The sequence below is a fragment of the Neomesorhizobium albiziae genome, assembly GCF_900114255.1.
GTDB lineage: Bacteria > Pseudomonadota > Alphaproteobacteria > Rhizobiales > Rhizobiaceae > Neomesorhizobium > Neomesorhizobium albiziae.
Genome location: NZ_FOSL01000019.1, coordinates 1 through 17884, shown reverse-complemented (window position 1 = coordinate 17884; position 17884 = coordinate 1). Strand labels below are relative to the sequence as shown.

Below are 17884 nucleotides of genomic sequence, written 5' to 3'. Positions count from 1 at the left end.
CGAAACATTTTCATGAGGCAATGATGGCGACTTCCGCTTACGACCCCAACAACATCTTCGCCAAGATCCTGCGCGGCGAGATGCCATCCCACAAGCTCTACGAGGACGCCGACACCTTCGCCTTCATGGATATCATGCCGCGCGGCGACGGGCACTGCCTGGTGCTCCCCAAAAAGCCGTCCCGCAACATCCTCGACGTCGAACACGACAGCCTCGCCGCGGTGATGCGCACCACGCAGAAGCTGGCGCGCGCCGTGATGAAGGCCTTTTCGGCTGGCGGCGTAACAGTCCAGCAATTCAATGAGACCGCCGGCGGCCAGGTGGTTTTCCATCTGCACGTTCACATCATTCCCCGCTTCGAGGGCATTGCGCTGAAGCCGCACACGGGCCAGATGGAGAAACCGGAAATCCTCTCGGCCAATGCCGAAAAGATAAGGGCCGCGCTCGAAACCGTGGGATAACTACGCCGCCTGGACAGGTGAAGAGGCCAGCGCCGCGCCGGTTCTGGCCTTTTCGTGGGCGTCCTGGGCCCCGTAAATTCTGACGGCCAGGAACCACGATATCAAGGTAACCGCGACGCCTCCGAACACGTCCATCAAATTGTGCCCGCCGTGGATAAGGATGGCGGGAAAAAGCGCCGCATTCACAACAATCAGCACCAACCTGGCGATGCGATAGGGCCAGGCGGCGACAAGCGTCATAAGCGCCATCACCGTATGAAATGACGGAAAGCCGATGAGGCCGGTCGCCTTGACGTCCGAAACCGAACGGACTCCCTCCACGAGTTGCCGATTGAGCTCGGCCCCGTAGGATGAATCGACCACCGGACGCACAATACGGTCGATGGCTGGATCCAGTGTCCAGTACGCCGAGGCTCCGTTCGACGGGAACATGCCCCAGCAAAAGATCGTCATCAATGACGCCAAAACCATTGCCATGGCAGCGGCGTGGAGACGTGGTCTATCAAGAGCGAACCCCAGGAACATGAAGGTAAACAGGAGTTGCACCAGGGTCAGATTGTAGACCTGACGCAGCAACTCGGAAATTTGCGGATACTGGGCAATCCAGGCGCAGATTGCGGGCCAGGAATAACCGAACAGTGCATCGGCCTGCACCAGGATAGGGTCAATCGGCGCGGCATATCTAGGCAGAAGCAGTATGTTGTATGTCCAACCCACGAATGTCCAAGGAGCGAACAATCCAATCGCTATCGCGGTGAGTGCAATACGTTCGCCGTCTCGCACAATTCGATAAAACTGGCCGAGCGCAATGGCGACGACAGCGAAAATGCCGGTTGCGGTGAATGTCCACGGCTCGATCCCAACATCTTTCAGATACGCAAGGACGAAACATGCAACCGCGAGCGCGGCAGTTGCCAACATGATCGTCCGCTCGGCAGGATGAAACCGCAGCACCTTCCCCTCCAAAACCCAGCTTACGATAGACTGTGCCGGGTTAAGGCTGCGTGAAATGCGCACCAAAAAAAATTCGCTGTGCATGTCACAAGTCAGCCGGCAATCTCGTCATCGATGTGGAGGACCAACTTGTGAAAGGAACCGACAATGTCCCGTCTCGATCCCTCAGCCGCGGCGCCTGACGCCATCAAGGCGATGCTCGCACTGGAGACCTACGTCAAGAACAGCGGACTGGAGCACAGCCTGATCCATCTGGTGAAGATGCGTGCCTCGCAGATCAACGGTTGCGCCTATTGCCTTTTCATGCACGCTGCGGATGCCCGCGCCGAAGGCGAGGCCCCGGAGCGGCTCGATTTGCTCAATGCCTGGCATGAATCGACCCTGTACACGCCGCGCGAGCGCGCCGCCCTCGCCTGGACCGATTCCCTGACGCTGATTTCCCAAACGCATGCACCGGACGCCGACTACCAGCTGGCGGCGAGCGAATTCACGCAAGAAGAACTGGTCAAGCTGACCTTGCTGATCGGCGCGATCAACGTATGGAACCGAATCTCCATCGGCTTCCGCAGTGTGCATCCGGGCGAAAAGAAGTTGCGGGCGGCGGCTTAAGTCGGTTGCGCTGCCGCGTACTCAACGAGCGGAGTGCGCCAAAAAACCGCCCGGATGGGGCACATGCCGGGCGGTAATGGCGTAGAGGGGTCAACGACCCGATCATCCGCTGGGCGACATGAACCCAACCTGCGTGACTCAGCCGTGAAACGCCTGAGTTAAGTGCTTCTTAACAAACGAAAAAGGCCGCCGGTGATTTGCCGGCGGCCTTTTGTTATTGGGAAAACGAACCGCGGTTACTGAGCCGCGCTCGACATATCTTCCAGCATCGGATCGGCGACTTCGACGCCGGACGCCTTGCGACGCTCGTCGAGGATCAGTTCGTCGCGCGCCGTGGCGATGCGACGGATCTGGCTCATCATGCCGCCGGTGCCGGCCGGGATAAGGCGGCCGACGATGACGTTTTCCTTCAGGCCCTGCAGCATGTCGGTTTTGCCCGCAACCGCCGCTTCGGTCAGCACCCTGGTCGTCTCCTGGAAGGAGGCGGCCGAGATGAAGGACGGGGTCTGCAGCGAGGCCTTGGTGATGCCGAGCAGCACCGGCAGGCCCTCGGCCGGCTTCTTGCCGTCCTCGACCAGACGCTCGTTGACCTCTTCCAGCTCAATCACGTCGACGTGGTCGCCAGGAATATAGGTCGAGTCGCCCTGCACCGTGATCTCGACCTTCTGCAGCATCTGGCGAACGATCACCTCGATGTGCTTGTCGTTGATCAACACGCCCTGCAACCGGTAGACCTCCTGGATCTCGTTGACGAGGTAGGAAGCCAGAGCCTCCACGCCCTTGATCGCCAGGATGTCGTGCGGCGCCGGATTGCCGTCGAGGATGTAGTCGCCCTTCTCGATGGCGTCGCCGTCCTGAAGATGGAACGGTTTGCCCTTCGGGATCAGGTACTCGACAGGCTCGATCTGCTCATCATGCGGCTCGATGATGATGCGGCGCTTGTTCTTGTAGTCGCGGCCGAAGCGGATCGTGCCGTCGATCTCGGCGATGATGGCGTGGTCCTTCGGACGGCGTGCCTCGAAGAGTTCGGCAACACGCGGCAGACCGCCGGTGATGTCCTTGGTCTTCGCGCTTTCCATCGGGATACGCGCCAACACGTCGCCGGGCTTCACATGAGCGCCCGGCTCGACCGAGAGGATGGCCTCCACCGACAACTGGAAGCGAGCGTCGCCACCCTTGGCCAGCTTGCCGATCTTGCCCTTGGCATCGAGGATCGTGATTGCCGGCTTCAGGTCCGAACCGCGCGGGGTCGAACGCCAGTCGATGACCTCGCGCTTGGTGATGCCGGTCGATTCGTCGGCGGTTTCTTGAACGGAAATGCCATCGACCAGATCCTCGTAAGCTACGGTGCCTTCGATTTCCGTCATCATCGGGCGGGTGTACGGGTCCCACTCGGCGATGCGCTGGCCGCGCTTTACCTTGTCGCCATCGTCGACGAAGATACGCGAACCGTAGGTAACGCGGTGCGTCGCGCGCTCCTTGCCGGACTCGTCAAGGATCAGGATCGCCATGTTGCGGCCCATCACCACGAGATTGCCGTCGGAGTTGCGCACCACATTGCGGTTGCGGATCTCGACCTTGCCTTCATACGAGGCTTCGAGGAACGACGAGTCCACCACCTGCGCAGTACCGCCCATGTGGAAGGTACGCATGGTGAGCTGGGTGCCCGGTTCGCCGATCGACTGCGCGGCAATGACACCGACAGCTTCGCCCTGGTTGACGGGCGTACCGCGCGCCAGGTCGCGACCATAGCAGACCGCGCAGACGCCGGTCCTGACCTCACAGGTCAGCGCCGAACGGATGCGGATCGACTGCACGCCGGCCTTCTCGATCTGCTCGACATCGCGCTCGTCCATCAGCTTGCCGGCCTTGACGAGCAGTTCGCCCGAGACCGGGTGATTGACATCGTCGAGCGCCGTGCGTCCGAGCACGCGCTGGCCGAGCGAGGCGACCACCTGGCCGGCATCGACGATCGGCTGCATGGTGAGGCCCTTCTCGGTGCCGCAATCGACCGCATTGACGATGCAGTCCTGAGCGACGTCGACGAGACGACGGGTCAGGTAACCCGAGTTCGCCGTCTTCAGAGCGGTATCGGCCAGACCCTTGCGGGCGCCGTGGGTCGAGTTGAAGTACTCGAGAACGGTGAGGCCTTCCTTGAAGTTCGAGATGATCGGCGTCTCGATGATTTCACCCGACGGCTTGGCCATAAGGCCGCGCATGCCGGCGAGCTGGCGCATCTGGGTCGGCGAACCGCGCGCACCGGAGTGCGACATCATGTAGATCGAGTTCATCGGCTTCTGGCGGCCGCTGGTATCGAACTCGACCGCCTTGATGCGGCCCATCATTTCGTCGGCGACCTTCTCCGAGCACTTCGCCCAGGCGTCGACGACCTTGTTGTACTTCTCGCCCTGGGTGATCAAGCCGTCATTGTACTGCTGCTCGTATTCCTTCGCGAGCGCCTCGGTCTTGGCGACCAGATCGGCCTTCGTGTCCGGAATAACCATGTCGTCCTTGCCAAACGAAATGCCGGCACGGCAGGCATGGGCGAAACCGAGCGCCATGATGCGGTCGCAGAAGATGACCGTCTCTTTCTGACCGCAGTGGCGGTAGACGGTGTCGATCATCTTGGAGATGTTCTTCTTGGTCATCTCCTGGTTGGCGGTCTCGAACGGCACGTTGGCGTTCTTCGGCAGAAGCTCGCCGATGATCATGCGGCCGGGTGTCGTGTCGTAGATTTTCGACTCGAGCTTGCCGTCCGCGTTGAGCGTCTTGAAGCGGCCCTTGATCTTGGCGTGCAGGGTTACGGCCTTGGTCTCCAGCGCATGCTGGAGTTCGCCCATGTCGGCAAACACCATGCCCTGGCCCGGCTCGTTCTCGTTGACGATCGAGAGGTAGTAGAGACCCAGAACCATGTCCTGCGACGGCACGATGATCGGCGCGCCGGAGGCCGGGTGCAGGATGTTGTTGGTCGACATCATCAGCACGCGTGCTTCGAGCTGGGCCTCCAGCGACAGCGGCACGTGGACGGCCATCTGATCGCCGTCGAAGTCGGCGTTGAAGGCCGTGCAGACCAGCGGGTGAAGCTGGATTGCCTTGCCTTCGATCAGGATCGGCTCGAACGCCTGGATGCCAAGGCGGTGCAGCGTCGGCGCGCGGTTGAGCAGGACCGGATGCTCGCGGATGACCTCGTCGAGGATATCCCAGACTTCCGGCTTTTCCTTCTCGACCAGCTTCTTGGCCTGCTTGACGGTCGAGGAATAACCCTTGGCGTCGAGGCGGGCGTAGATGAACGGCTTGAACAGTTCGAGCGCCATCTTCTTCGGCAGGCCGCACTGGTGCAGCTTGAGCTCCGGACCGGTCACGATGACCGAACGGCCGGAATAGTCGACGCGCTTGCCGAGCAGGTTCTGACGGAACCGGCCCTGCTTGCCCTTGAGCATGTCCGACAGCGACTTCAGCGGGCGCTTGTTGGCGCCGGTGATGACGCGACCGCGGCGGCCGTTGTCGAACAGAGCGTCGACGGCTTCCTGCAGCATGCGCTTTTCGTTGCGGATGATGATGCCCGGCGCGCGCAGTTCGATCAGCCGCTTCAAGCGGTTGTTGCGATTGATGACGCGGCGATAGAGATCGTTCAGGTCCGAGGTGGCGAAGCGGCCGCCATCCAGCGGAACCAGCGGGCGCAGGTCCGGCGGGATGACCGGGACGATCTTCATGATCATCCACTCCGGACGATTGCCCGATTCCATGAAGTTCTCGACGACCTTCAGGCGCTTCAACAGCTTCTTCTGCTTCAGCTCCGACGTGGTCGAGGCAAGCTCCGAACGCAGGTCGCCTGCGATCTTCTCCAGGTCCATGCCCGCGAGCAGGTCATGGATGGCCTCGGCGCCGATCATGGCCGTGAAGGAATCCTCGCCGAACTCGTCGACGGCAATCATGTATTCTTCTTCGGAAAGAAGCTGGTTTTCCTTGAGCGAAGTCAGGCCCGGCTCGGTCACGATGTAGTTCTCGAAATAGAGAACCCGCTCGATATCCTTGAGCGTCATATCGAGCAGCGTGCCAATGCGCGACGGCAGCGACTTCAGGAACCAGATGTGGGCGACCGGGGCGGCGAGTTCGATATGGCCCATGCGCTCGCGGCGAACGCGCGACAGCGTCACTTCGACACCGCACTTTTCGCAGATGACGCCCTTGTACTTCATGCGCTTGTACTTGCCGCACAGGCACTCGTAGTCCTTGATCGGGCCGAAGATGCGCGCGCAGAAGAGGCCGTCACGTTCCGGCTTGAAGGTGCGGTAGTTGATCGTCTCCGGCTTCTTGATCTCGCCGAACGACCAGGACAGGATCTTGTCGGGGCTCGCGAGCGATATCCGGATGGAATCGAACACCTGCGCCGGCGCCTGCGGGTTGAAGAGATTCATGACCTCTTGGTTCATGCCGTTCTCCTTTGCGGGGCTGGGAAGGCCCCTTTTCGAACATTCAAGGGCGTTGCCACCCTTCGGTGATCCGGCGCCCGCAGCGCCTTGGCGCGCAACTTTCCGGATCCATTACCGGCCGCATCGATGGCCGTAAATTCTTTAGTCCGGAGCGCCGCGAAGACCAAACCCTCGCGGCGCGCCGTTTTCCTTATTCGGCAGCGTCCGGCAGACGATGCGGAATGTCGTCGATCTTGGTGTTCTCCAATTCGACGTTGAGGCCGAGCGAGCGCATTTCCTTGACGAGAACGTTGAAGCTCTCCGGAATGCCCGCCTCGAACGTATCGTCGCCACGCACGATCGCCTCGTAGACCTTGGTGCGGCCGGCGACGTCGTCCGACTTCACCGTCAGCATCTCCTGCAGCGTGTAGGCGGCGCCGTAAGCTTCGAGCGCCCACACTTCCATTTCGCCGAAGCGCTGGCCGCCGAACTGCGCCTTGCCGCCCAGCGGCTGCTGGGTGACGAGCGAGTACGGTCCGATCGAACGCGCGTGGATCTTGTCGTCCACGAGGTGGTGCAGCTTGAGCATGTAGATATAGCCCATCGTCACCTTGCGATCGAACGGTTCGCCCGTGCGGCCGTCATAGAGCTGCGACTGACCCGACGTGTGCAGACCCGCATCGGCCAGCATCTCGTTGATGTTGACCTCATGCGCGCCGTCGAACACCGGGGTGGCAATGGAAACGCCGCGCCGCATCTGCTCGCCCAGACGCACGATGCTTTCGTCGTCATATTGGCGGACAGGCTCGTTGCGGTCGTTTTCCGGGATCAGGCCCTCGATCGTTGCCCGCAGCGGCTTGATATCGCCAGCCGCCTTGTAGGCGTCGATCAGTTCGCCGATCTTCTTGCCCATGCCCGAGCAAGCCCAGCCGAGATGCGTTTCCAGGATCTGGCCGACATTCATGCGGCTCGGCACACCCAGCGGGTTGAGCACGATATCCGCATGCGTGCCGTCCTCGAGGAACGGCATGTCCTCGACCGGAACGATACGCGACACGACACCCTTGTTGCCGTGACGGCCGGCCATCTTGTCGCCAGGCTGCATCTTGCGCTTCACCGCGACGAAGACCTTGACCATCTTCATCACGCCGGGCGGCATCTCGTCGCCGCGCTGCACCTTCTCGACCTTGTCCATGAAGCGCTGCTCGAGCGCCTTCTTGGAATCGTCGTACTGGCCGCGCAAAGCTTCGAGCTCGCTCTGCAGCTTCTCATCCTCGACGGCAAACTGCCACCACTGCGAACGCGGATAGTCGTCGAGCACTTCCTTGGAGAGCTTGGAGCCCTTCTTGAAGCCCTTCGGCCCGGCAATCGCTTCCTTGCCGTTCAGCGTATCGCTGAGGCGCGAGTAAACGTTGCGGTCGAGGATAGCCTGCTCGTCGTCACGGTCCTTGGCGAGGCGTTCGATCTCCTCGCGCTCGATCGCCATGGCGCGCTCGTCCTTCTCCACGCCGTGGCGGTTGAAGACGCGCACTTCGACGACAGTGCCGAAGGTCCCGGGCGGCATGCGCATGGAGGTGTCGCGCACATCCGACGCCTTTTCGCCGAAGATGGCGCGCAGAAGCTTCTCTTCCGGCGTCATCGGGCTTTCGCCCTTCGGCGTGATCTTGCCGACAAGGATGTCGCCCGGCTGAACTTCGGCGCCGATGTAGACGATGCCGGCTTCGTCGAGGTTCTTCAGCGCTTCTTCCGAAACGTTCGGAATGTCGCGGGTGATTTCCTCCGGTCCGAGCTTGGTGTCGCGGGCCATGACCTCGAACTCCTCGATGTGGATCGAGGTGAAGACGTCGTCGGCCACGATACGCTCGGAGAGCAGGATGGAGTCCTCGTAGTTGTAGCCATTCCACGGCATGAACGCGACGAGCACGTTGCGGCCGAGCGCCAGATCACCGAGATCGGTCGACGGGCCGTCGGCGATGATGTCGCCCTTGTTGACCTTGTCGCCCATGCGGACCAGCGGACGCTGGTTGATGCAGGTGTTCTGGTTCGAACGCTGGAACTTCATCAGCCGGTAGATATCGACGCCGGACTTGCCCGGATCGAGATCTTCCGTGGCGCGGATGACGATACGCGTCGCGTCGACCTGGTCGACAATGCCGCCTCGGCGAGCGCCGATGGCAGCGCCCGAGTCACGGGCGACGATCGGCTCCATGCCGGTGCCGACAAACGGCGCTTCGGCGCGCACCAGCGGCACGGCCTGACGCTGCATGTTCGAGCCCATCAGAGCGCGGTTGGCGTCGTCGTTTTCCAGGAACGGAATCAGCGCGGCAGCGACCGACACCATCTGCTTCGGCGAAACGTCCATAAGGTCGACGTTTTCGCGCGGCGCCATCATCACTTCGCCTGCATGGCGGCAGATGACGAACTCCTCGACGAACGAGCCCTTCTTGTCGAGTTCGGCGTTAGCCTGCGCGACGTAGTGCTTGGCTTCTTCCATGGCCGACAGGTAGACGACGTCGTCGGTGACCTTGCCGTCGACGATCTTGCGGTACGGGCTTTCGATAAAGCCGTACTTGTTCACACGAGCAAACGTCGCCAAGCTATTGATAAGGCCGATGTTCGGGCCTTCCGGCGTTTCGATCGGGCAGATGCGGCCATAGTGGGTGACGTGAACGTCGCGCACTTCGAAGCCGGCGCGCTCGCGGGTCAGACCGCCGGGTCCAAGCGCCGAGAGACGGCGCTTGTGGGTGATCTCCGACAGCGGGTTGGTCTGATCCATGAACTGCGACAGCTGCGAAGAACCGAAGAACTCGCGAACGGCTGCCGCGGCAGGCTTGGCGTTGATCAGATCCTGCGGCATGACAGTGTCGATCTCGATCGAGGACATGCGTTCCTTGATCGCGCGCTCCATGCGCAGCAGGCCGACACGATACTGATTCTCCATCAGTTCGCCGACCGAGCGCACCCGGCGGTTGCCGAGGTTGTCGATGTCGTCGATCTCGCCTTTGCCGTCGCGCAGTTCGACGAGCGTGCGCACCACGGCAAGGATATCCTCCTTGCGCAGCACGCGGACGGTGTCCTCGGCGTCGAGTTCGAGGCGCATGTTCATCTTGACGCGGCCGACGGCCGACAAATCGTAACGCTCGCTGTCGAAGAACAGCGAGTTGAACATGGCTTCGGCGGTCTCGAGCGTCGGCGGCTCGCCCGGGCGCATGACGCGGTAGATGTCGAACAGCGCGTCCTGGCGGCTTTCGTTCTTGTCGACGGCCAGCGTGTTGCGGATATAGGCGCCGACATTGACATGATCGATGTCGAGGATCTGGATGTCCTCCTCACCGGCCGACATCAGCACCTTCAGGGTCTTTTCGTCGATCTCGTCGCCGGCCTCGAGGAAAATCTCGCCGGTTGCGTAGTTGACGATGTCCTCGGCCAGATAGTTACCGAGCAGGTCTTCCTCGGTCGCCTTGATCGCCTTCAGACCCTTCTCGGCAAGCTGCTTGGCCTGACGTGCGGTGATCTTCTTGCCAGCCTCGACGACGACTTCGCCGGTGTCCGCGTCGACCAGGTCGCCGACGGCCTTCAGGCCGCGGAAACGCTCGACGTTGAACGGAATGCGCCAGTGGTCCTTCGACCGCTTGTAAGTGATCTTGTTGTAGAAGGTCGACAGGATCTCTTCGCCGTCCATGCCGAGCGCCATAAGCAGCGACGTCACCGGAATCTTGCGGCGACGGTCGATGCGGGCGTGCACGACGTCCTTGGAATCGAACTCTATGTCGAGCCACGAGCCGCGGTAAGGAATGACGCGCGCAGCGAACAACAGCTTGCCCGACGAGTGCGACTTGCCCTTGTCATGGTCAAAGAAGACGCCCGGCGAACGGTGCATCTGCGAGACGATGACGCGCTCGGTGCCATTGATGATGAAGGTGCCGTTCATCGTCATGAGCGGCATGTCGCCCATGTAGACGTCCTGCTCCTTGATGTCCTTGATCGACTTGGCGCCGGTGTCCTCGTCCAGATCGAACACGATCAGGCGAAGCGTCACCTTCAGCGGCGCCGCGTAGGTCAGGTCGCGCTGACGGCACTCGTCAACGTCGAATTTCGGTGCTTCAAATTCGTACTTCACGAATTCCAGCATCGAGGTGCCGGAAAAATCGGAAATCGGGAAGACCGACTTGAAAACGGCCTGCAGTCCTTCGTCCGGACGTCCGCCCTTGGGCTCGTCCACCATCAGGAACTGGTCATAGGATGCCTTCTGAACCTCGATAAGGTTCGGCATCTCCGCAACTTCCGGGATCTTTCCGAAGAACTTGCGTACGCGTCTGCGGCCATTGAAAGTCTGGGTCTGGGCCATCGTCGCTCCTTGCTGCCTCTCTTGGGGCGCGCCTCGCGCGGCTCGCCTTGCAATTTATGACCGCTCCGCCCGCGGTCATCCTTCGATCTGCCCGCCGCCACTCGGAGCCGGGCCAAAACGGTTGAAAACCCGTTTCCGGAAGGCCGGTTCCGGCCCTCAGGAAAGAGGTTTTCGAACAAACTCGATCGCGACGAACCGGCGGACGGGCATGCCACCCGCCGGTTCACGCGAAACGCTTACTTCAAGTCGACCTTGGCGCCGGCTGCTTCCAGCTGTGCCTTGAACTTGTCGGCATCGGCTTTCGACACGGCTTCCTTGACCGGCTTCGGAGCGGCTTCCACCAGGTCCTTGGCTTCCTTGAGGCCGAGACCGGTGATAGCGCGCACTTCCTTGATCACGTTGATCTTCTGGGCGCCGGCGTCGGTGAGGATGACGTCGAATTCGGTCTTTTCCTCAGCCGGAGCAGCGGCAGCGGCAGCGCCGCCAGCAGCGGCAACAGCCACCGGAGCAGCGGCGGAAACGCCCCACTTTTCTTCCAGAAGCTTCGAGAGTTCAGCCGCCTCGAGGACGGTGAGGCTCGACAGGTCGTCTACGATCTTTGCGAGATCAGCCATTTTTCATTTTCCTTCAAAAGTTCGAACAAGTGTTGGTGACAGCGAGGAACGGCCTCATGCCGCCTCGTCCTTCCGGGCGTAAGCGCCGATGACACGCGCGACCGAAGCCGCGGGCGCATTGACGATCTGGGCGATCCGGGTTGCCGGCGTGGCGATCATGCCAACCAGCTTGGCGCGCAGCTCGTCGAGCGACGGCAGTGTGGCGAGTGCCTTCACACCGTCGGCGTTGAGCGAGGTCGCACCCATCGCGCCGCCGAGAATGACCAACTTGTCATTTCCCTTGGCGAAATCGGATGCCACCTTCGGCGCCGCAATCGGATCTTCCGAGTAGGCGATCAGCGTCTGTCCCTTGAACAGGTCGATGATCTTCTCGGATTCCGTGCCCTGAAGAGCGATTTTGGCGAGACGGTTCTTCGCGACTTTGACGGTGCCACCGGCAGCGCGCATTTTCGACCGAAGGTCGTTCATTTGCGCGACGGTGATACCGGCGTAGTGGGCCACGACGACTGAACCGGCGTTCGAGAACGCATCATTCAGGCCCGTGACGAGTTCGCGTTTTTCCGCTCTGTCCACTGCCTATCTCCAGTTGACAATCTTCCATCAGGGAAGACTGCCTGGTTGCCTTTTGCCGGCGGGCTATCCAAAACACTCTGGATCTCCCGAACGGCGCTCGAGGATCCTGCCCCCTTTCGCCACACCGGAAACCCGGTGCGCAGACAAAAGGCAAACACGGTTCGAACCTTTCATTGGAGCATGTCGCTCCTTTGTCGGGTCTTCACCCGTCTCATGCAGGCCCATATGAATTAAGGCGAGCCGCCTGCAATCTCGGACAGGATGTCCGAAAACCCTTGCGGGCTTCCGGAATCCGAACTCTTTAGGGGAGTTCGGAATTCTTCGCCGGACCGGGCGGCGCCCGGTCCGGAAACTTCAGATCACGATACCGCCAGGGTCGCGACGTCGATCTTGAGGCCGGGGCCCATCGTCGTGGTGACCGACACCTTCTTGACGTAGTTGCCCTTGGCGCCCGTCGGCTTGGCCTTGATCACTGCGTCGGCGAAAGCGCGGACGTTCTCTTCGATCGCCTTGGCGTCGAAAGAAGCCTTGCCGACGCCGGCGTGAACGATACCGGCCTTCTCGACGCGGAACTCGACGGCGCCGCCCTTCGACGCCTTGACGGCGGCGGCGACATCCATGGTCACCGTGCCAACACGCGGGTTCGGCATCAGGCCGCGCGGGCCGAGCACCTTACCGAGGCGGCCGACCAGGCCCATCATGTCCGGAGTAGCGATGCAGCGGTCGAACTCGATGGTTCCACCCTGCACGGTCTGCACCAGCTCTTCGGCGCCGACGATGTCGGCACCAGCAGCCTTGGCTTCCTCAGCCTTGTCGCCACGCGCGAAAACCGCGACGCGGACGGTACGCCCGGTGCCGTTCGGCAGGTTGACCACGCCGCGGACCATCTGGTCGGCATGGCGCGGGTCGACACCGAGATTCATCGCAACTTCGACGGTCTCGTCGAACTTCGCGGTCGCACGGCTCTTCAGCAGTTCGATCGCCTCGCCGAGGCCGTAGGCCTTGTTCGGGTCGATGCCTTCGCGGGACTTGGCTACACGCTTTGCAATCTTTGCCATCGTCTTAGCCCACCACTTCCAGGCCCATCGAACGGGCAGAGCCCTCGACCATGCGCATGGCCGCTTCGATGTCGTTTGCGTTCAGGTCCTTCATCTTCTGCTCAGCGATCGCGCGAACCTTGTCGCGAGCGATCGTGCCAGCCTTGACCTTGCCCGGCTCCTTGGAACCCGACTTCAGGTTGGCGGCCTTCTTCAGGAAGTAGCTCACCGGCGGCGTCTTCATGACGAAGGTGAACGACTTGTCCTGATAGTAGGTGATGACGACCGGGATCGGCGATCCCTTTTCCATTTCCTGCGACTGCGCGTTGAACGCCTTGCAGAATTCCATGATGTTGATGCCACGCTGACCAAGCGCAGGACCGATCGGGGGCGACGGCGTCGCCGAGCCCGCGGCTACCTGGAGCTTGAGTTGGCCTGCAATTTTCTTAGCCATCTCTTGTCTGCCTCTTTTTCATGCCGGACTGATGTCTTGCCGGCGGTTGCAGTTCGGTGGTGCGGTTCAGACAGCCGGCTAAGCCGCCCTCGCCTTCCACCAATTCGACGAAGCCTGCTTCGTCATCCCCGCCTCACCGGCACGCCGGCGGCGGAGGTTCACGGTCAGCCCTTTTCGACCTGACCGAATTCCAGATCGACCGGCACGGCGCGGCCGAAGATCGACACTTCCACCTTGAGACGCGCCCGCTCCTCGTCGACTTCCTGAACGACGCCGTTGAACGACGCGAACGGACCATCCGAAACCCTGACCTGCTCGCCGATCTCGAAGGTGACCGACGGCTTCGGCCGCTCGACGCCTTCCTGCACCTGATGCAGGATCTGGTCGGCTTCCTTGTCCGAAATCGGCACCGGCTTCGAATCGCCGAGGAAACCGGTGACCTTCGGCGTGTTCTTGATCAGCGAGAACACGGCGTCGGTCAGATTGGCGCGAACCAGGACGTAGCCCGGGAAAAACTTGCGCTCGGCGTCCACCTTGCGGCCACGACGCACTTCCACGACCTTCTCGGTCGGCACGACGATCTGCTCGATGTCACCGGAGAGGCCCTTCTGCTTGGCCTTGTTCTCGATGTCCTCGGCAACCTTCTTCTCGAAATTCGAATAGGCGTGGACGATGTACCACCGCGCAGTCATCAGATGCTCTCCGTAATCGCCGGTTCTATCGCCCGATGCCGAGGATCAACTCGACCCCGTAAGCCATCAGCTGATCGGCGGCGAAAAAGAAAATCGCCGCAATGAAGGCAAACGCCAGAACCATGGCTGTCGAGATCATCGTCTCGCGCCGCGACGGCCAGGTAACCTTCGCGGTTTCGCTCCTCACTTGCTGAAGAAAAACGAAGGGATTGCTGGTCTTTGACGCCATTTGCCGCTCTTTTTGCGAAGCTCCGTTGTCCGGAGCTTCTTTTGTTATGCCCGCTGCCGGGTTTTTTCGTTCATGTCCGGAACCTATCGCTCGAATCAGCGCCGATGTTCCAGACATGCAATTCGGGCGCGTAAAGCTGGCTATCCAGCTCCACGCACCGCGTGTCTGTTCCGCCTACATAAAACCGATTCCCCGGCAGTGCAAGTGCCAAAGGTCGCTTTTGTGCCGAGGCGCCAGGCAGGAACCATCCAATCGTCCCTCACCTGCCTATATGTTCTGCCGCTCTTGGCGGATTTTGGCAGGGGCAGCAGGGCTCGAACCCGCGACCTGCGGTTTTGGAGACCGCCGCTCTACCAACTGAGCTATACCCCTATTGCGGCGCATCACTGCACGGCAGGCGCTTCCTAAGGATTTCCCGCGCGTCTGTAAAGAGTGCTTTGCAGAGTATCGTCCGTCTTATCCATTCCTGCAACAATCGGGGGCTGGTAGGATCGCGGAGCTAGCCCCAGCCCGCAACCTGCCGAGATGGACAGGCTATAGCCCGTTCTGTGTTCTGGGGGAGCTGCAACTGTCAGGGCCGGACAAAACTGCGCACGTATTTGCCGCGGTCAATGTGTCGACGTCGCGCGTGTCTGTAGCGAGTTTCATCCTGTACATCTGCGCGAGCGTCGGCGGATCGAAATCGCTACCAACCGGTCCCAACGCGACCGTCAGAAGCATTTTTTCCACGCCCATCTCAATCAAGTACTCTGCAAGCCGCTGCTTCAGCGCCGGATCCGGCTCGGGACCTTTGTAACGCAGGATGACTAAGGATTCTTCCGTGGCGAAACGCCGGGTGCCCCCGGCCATGACCAAAGCACATTCGGACGCACAGTAGTTTTGGTATTGGCCGGCGCGTCCCAGGAATTGCCCTTCCTTTCCTTCACCCGCATGGCAGTCCGCCTCGCCTGGCCCGCAACCGCTGAAGGTCGTCTTGCCCAAGGCAACAGCCAATCCGTGCTGCCTTATCACGCGGCCAAGAGCCATTGCGGCGTCTGCATCGCCGCCCGGTGACCGAAGGACAATTGGAAGGCGCCGTCCTCCGAGACCTTGCAGGATTTGCGCCAACAGCACTGGCGCTTCGGCACTGATCGCGCCTGGGCACATCGGTTCACAGCCGGTCTCGCTGGAGCGCACGACGGCAAACCGCATAGGTGGTGCCACAACTCTGGCGGGAGTCTTGCTGGAGACAACGGCGGGAACGGGCTCTTTGGTAGAGACTGCGCGATCTAAGTCCTCGATACAGTTCTCGGATAGCTGATGTTGCGTACACCGCCCTAGACCGGCGAAAACATAAGCGTGATCGCTGACGGTCGTCAGCTTCATTGCCGACATTTCACCGGGGCCCAGCTGCCGGATGTCTTTTGCTGGCACGCCTTGAGAGATGGTGAAGTAGGTCTTGTCGATGCCCATTTCCTTGAGGTAGGCGAGCATCTGCCGTTCCAATGCCTTCGGCAGGTCGGTAGAATTGTAGGTGCCAACCCGCTTGCGGCTGACGATCTTCTTGCTCACCACCTTCTTCTTGCCTTTCACCACCTTGTATTTTTCCCGGTAGAAGATCTTCTCCTGGTAATAGGTGGTGGTTATCTGGTGGACGCCGACAAAGGCGGAACCCGCAATGCGGTTGACGCCGCCGGCAAGGATCAACGGGCAGGCTGAGTTGCAGAAGGCGCCTCCCAAAGTTATTCGGCCGTTGTAGACGCCGCTCTTCTTCTGCTTTGCCAGGCAATCCTTTTCGGTCGGGGCGCATCCCGTAAGGTAGGCGGTGCCCACGCCCGTATCCAATTTCCGTTCGCGGATCAGACGACCAATGGCCATCGCGGCATCGACACTCCCACCCGGCGAACTGACCAGCACGGGCAACCGCTTCTTGCCGATCTTCTTCAGGAAGCGTTTGAAGGCCTTGGGCGTTGCAGCGGTGATCTCGCCGCGCGCCCATATCCATTCAGGACATAACGGTTCGCAAGCCGGCGTGCTGCTGCGCACGATGACGAACTGCATAGGCCGGTCGATGTCGCCCAGAACGGGCTCTGCCTTCTTCGCCGCAGCCTCAGCGATGAGCGTGAATTGCAAGAGGAAAGCAGCTGCCAAAGCCGCCAGCAACAATCGACTGTCGTTAAGCCACTTCAGTCCAGCCAAGCGCATCGCCCCCACGATACATCAACCCGATACAGCCTATACTAGCAACGTATCCAGGCCTTGCAACCGGGTTTGATTTGGCTGTTTGCACCCAAGAAAAAGGGCGACCCGAAGGCCGCCCTTTATTCTCGAAACTCGGATCGTTACTTACTCTACGATGCTGGCGACGATGCCGGCGCCGACGGTGCGGCCGCCTTCGCGGATGGCGAAGCGCAGCTTCTCTTCCATGGCGATCGGCACGATCAGTTCGACATCGACCGTGATGTTGTCGCCAGGCATCACCATCTCGGTGCCTTCCGGCAGCGTCACGATGCCGGTCACGTCCGTCGTGCGGAAATAGAACTGCGGACGGTAGTTGGTGAAGAACGGCGTGTGACGGCCACCCTCTTCCTTGGTCAGGATGTAGGCTTCCGCCTTGAACTTCTTGTGCGGCTTCACCGTGCCCGGCTTGGCCAGAACCTGGCCGCGCTCGACGCCTTCACGGTCGACGCCGCGCAACAGCGCGCCGATGTTGTCGCCGGCCTGGCCCTGGTCGAGCAGCTTGCGGAACATTTCCACGCCCGTGCAGGTCGTCTTGGTGGTCGGACGGATGCCGACGATCTCCAGCTCCTCGCCGACCTTGACGATGCCGCGCTCGACGCGGCCGGTGACGACCGTGCCACGGCCCGAGATCGAGAACACGTCCTCGATCGGCATCAGGAACGGCTTGTCGATCGGACGCTCCGGCGTCGGGATGTAGGCGTCGACCTCTTCCATCAGCTTGCGCACCGCGTTCTCGCCGATCTCCTTGTTGGAGTCTTCGAGCGCTGCAAGCGCCGAACCCTTGACGATCGGAATGTCGTCGCCGGGGAATTCGTACTTCGACAGAAGCTCGCGCACCTCAAGCTCGACCAGCTCGAGAAGCTCGGCGTCATCGACCTGGTCGACCTTGTTCAAAAACACCACGATCGCCGGAACGCCGACCTGGCGGGCCAGAAGAATGTGCTCGCGGGTCTGCGGCATCGGGCCGTCGGCTGCCGAAACAACCAGGATCGCGCCGTCCATCTGCGCAGCGCCGGTGATCATGTTCTTCACATAGTCGGCGTGGCCGGGGCAGTCGACATGGGCATAGTGACGGGCCGGCGTCTCGTACTCGACATGCGCCGTCGAGATCGTGATGCCGCGCGCCTTCTCCTCAGGTGCCGCATCGATCTGGTCGTAAGGCTTGTACTCGCCAAAATACTTGGTGATCGCCGCCGTCAGCGACGTCTTGCCATGGTCAACGTGACCAATCGTGCCAATGTTCACATGAGGCTTATTACGCTCGAATTTACCTTTGGCCAT

General features: G+C 61.1%; 13 protein-coding genes and 1 tRNA gene. 2 read left to right on the top strand and 12 right to left on the bottom strand.

Annotated elements, in window-relative coordinates; genetic code table 11:
- The first annotated feature begins 23 nt into the window (after window positions 1-23).
- Window positions 24-461, top strand: a complete 438-nt coding sequence (locus F3H98_RS22905) for an HIT family protein (protein ID WP_149762655.1) — start codon at window positions 24-26, stop codon at window positions 459-461.
- Here F3H98_RS22905 and F3H98_RS22900 read toward each other — a convergent pair whose 3' ends face one another.
- On the bottom strand, window positions 462-1499 hold the full coding sequence (locus F3H98_RS22900; RefSeq protein ID WP_244621854.1) for a phosphatase PAP2 family protein: 1038 nt from the start codon (window positions 1497-1499) through the stop codon (window positions 462-464). It abuts the gene before it with no gap.
- A gap of 63 nt (window positions 1500-1562) precedes the next feature.
- Here F3H98_RS22900 and F3H98_RS22895 point away from each other — a divergent pair, with 63 nt between their 5' ends.
- Window positions 1563-2024: a carboxymuconolactone decarboxylase family protein gene (locus tag F3H98_RS22895; protein ID WP_149762654.1), complete on the top strand. Its 462-nt coding sequence runs from the start codon at window positions 1563-1565 to the stop codon at window positions 2022-2024.
- A 236-nt stretch (window positions 2025-2260) separates the two neighbouring features.
- On the opposite strand, the gene rpoC is transcribed toward F3H98_RS22895, so the two are convergent.
- The 11 genes from rpoC to tuf all read right to left on the bottom strand — a co-directional run bounded on the left by rpoC (window position 2261) and on the right by tuf (window position 17884).
- Entirely contained in the window at window positions 2261-6457 is a 4197-nt protein-coding gene (rpoC, locus tag F3H98_RS22890; protein WP_149762653.1) for a DNA-directed RNA polymerase subunit beta', read from the bottom strand.
- A gap of 190 nt (window positions 6458-6647) precedes the next feature.
- The gene (gene rpoB / locus F3H98_RS22885; RefSeq protein ID WP_149762652.1) at window positions 6648-10784 is read right to left on the bottom strand and encodes a DNA-directed RNA polymerase subunit beta; all 4137 of its coding nucleotides are present in this window, start codon (window positions 10782-10784) and stop codon (window positions 6648-6650) included.
- A gap of 236 nt (window positions 10785-11020) precedes the next feature.
- Complete coding sequence (rplL, locus tag F3H98_RS22880; RefSeq protein WP_149762651.1) at window positions 11021-11398, bottom strand: 50S ribosomal protein L7/L12; 378 nt, start codon at window positions 11396-11398, stop codon at window positions 11021-11023.
- Between the two features lie 54 nt (window positions 11399-11452).
- Window positions 11453-11971, bottom strand: coding sequence for a 50S ribosomal protein L10 (gene rplJ / locus F3H98_RS22875; protein ID WP_149762650.1), 519 nt, complete (start codon window positions 11969-11971; stop codon window positions 11453-11455).
- Between the two features lie 359 nt (window positions 11972-12330).
- Window positions 12331-13029 carry a 50S ribosomal protein L1 gene (gene rplA / locus F3H98_RS22870; protein ID WP_149762649.1) on the bottom strand — a complete coding sequence of 233 codons (699 nt, stop codon included), beginning with the start codon at window positions 13027-13029 and terminating at the stop codon, window positions 12331-12333.
- 4 nt (window positions 13030-13033) lie between these two features.
- Window positions 13034-13462 (bottom strand): 50S ribosomal protein L11, encoded by a 429-nt coding sequence (rplK, locus tag F3H98_RS22865; RefSeq protein ID WP_149762647.1) that lies wholly within the window; start codon window positions 13460-13462, stop codon window positions 13034-13036.
- A gap of 164 nt (window positions 13463-13626) precedes the next feature.
- Entirely contained in the window at window positions 13627-14154 is a 528-nt protein-coding gene (gene nusG / locus F3H98_RS22860) for a transcription termination/antitermination protein NusG (RefSeq protein ID WP_149762646.1), read from the bottom strand.
- Window positions 14155-14179: 25 nt separating this feature from the next.
- On the bottom strand, window positions 14180-14383 hold the full coding sequence (gene secE, locus F3H98_RS22855; protein ID WP_149762733.1) for a preprotein translocase subunit SecE: 204 nt from the start codon (window positions 14381-14383) through the stop codon (window positions 14180-14182).
- A 296-nt stretch (window positions 14384-14679) separates the two neighbouring features.
- Window positions 14680-14755 (bottom strand) — tRNA-Trp (locus tag F3H98_RS22850).
- Window positions 14756-14917: 162 nt separating this feature from the next.
- A complete protein-coding gene (locus F3H98_RS22845; RefSeq protein ID WP_149762645.1) occupies window positions 14918-16561 on the bottom strand; it encodes a hypothetical protein in 1644 nt (547 codons plus the stop codon).
- Between the two features lie 147 nt (window positions 16562-16708).
- Window positions 16709-17884: an elongation factor Tu gene (tuf, locus tag F3H98_RS22840; protein WP_149762644.1), complete on the bottom strand. Its 1176-nt coding sequence runs from the start codon at window positions 17882-17884 to the stop codon at window positions 16709-16711.

Bases quoted from the DNA above. Each gene is read 5' to 3' on its own strand.
- rplA (WP_149762649.1), bottom strand. From the start codon at position 13,029: ATGGCAAAGATTGCAAAGCGTGTAGCCAAGTCCCGCGAAGGCATCGAC.
- rplL (WP_149762651.1), bottom strand. From the start codon at position 11,398: ATGGCTGATCTCGCAAAGATCGTAGACGACCTGTCGAGCCTCACCGTC.
- rpoB (WP_149762652.1), bottom strand. From the start codon at position 10,784: ATGGCCCAGACCCAGACTTTCAATGGCCGCAGACGCGTACGCAAGTTC.
- F3H98_RS22900 (WP_244621854.1), bottom strand. From the start codon at position 1,499: ATGCACAGCGAATTTTTTTTGGTGCGCATTTCACGCAGCCTTAACCCG.
- rpoC (WP_149762653.1), bottom strand. From the start codon at position 6,457: ATGAACCAAGAGGTCATGAATCTCTTCAACCCGCAGGCGCCGGCGCAG.
- F3H98_RS22905 (WP_149762655.1), top strand. From the start codon at position 24: ATGGCGACTTCCGCTTACGACCCCAACAACATCTTCGCCAAGATCCTG.
- rplK (WP_149762647.1), bottom strand. From the start codon at position 13,462: ATGGCTAAGAAAATTGCAGGCCAACTCAAGCTCCAGGTAGCCGCGGGC.
- tuf (WP_149762644.1), bottom strand. From the start codon at position 17,884: ATGGCCAAAGGTAAATTCGAGCGTAATAAGCCTCATGTGAACATTGGC.
- F3H98_RS22895 (WP_149762654.1), top strand. From the start codon at position 1,563: ATGTCCCGTCTCGATCCCTCAGCCGCGGCGCCTGACGCCATCAAGGCG.
- nusG (WP_149762646.1), bottom strand. From the start codon at position 14,154: ATGACTGCGCGGTGGTACATCGTCCACGCCTATTCGAATTTCGAGAAG.
- secE (WP_149762733.1), bottom strand. From the start codon at position 14,383: ATGGCGTCAAAGACCAGCAATCCCTTCGTTTTTCTTCAGCAAGTGAGG.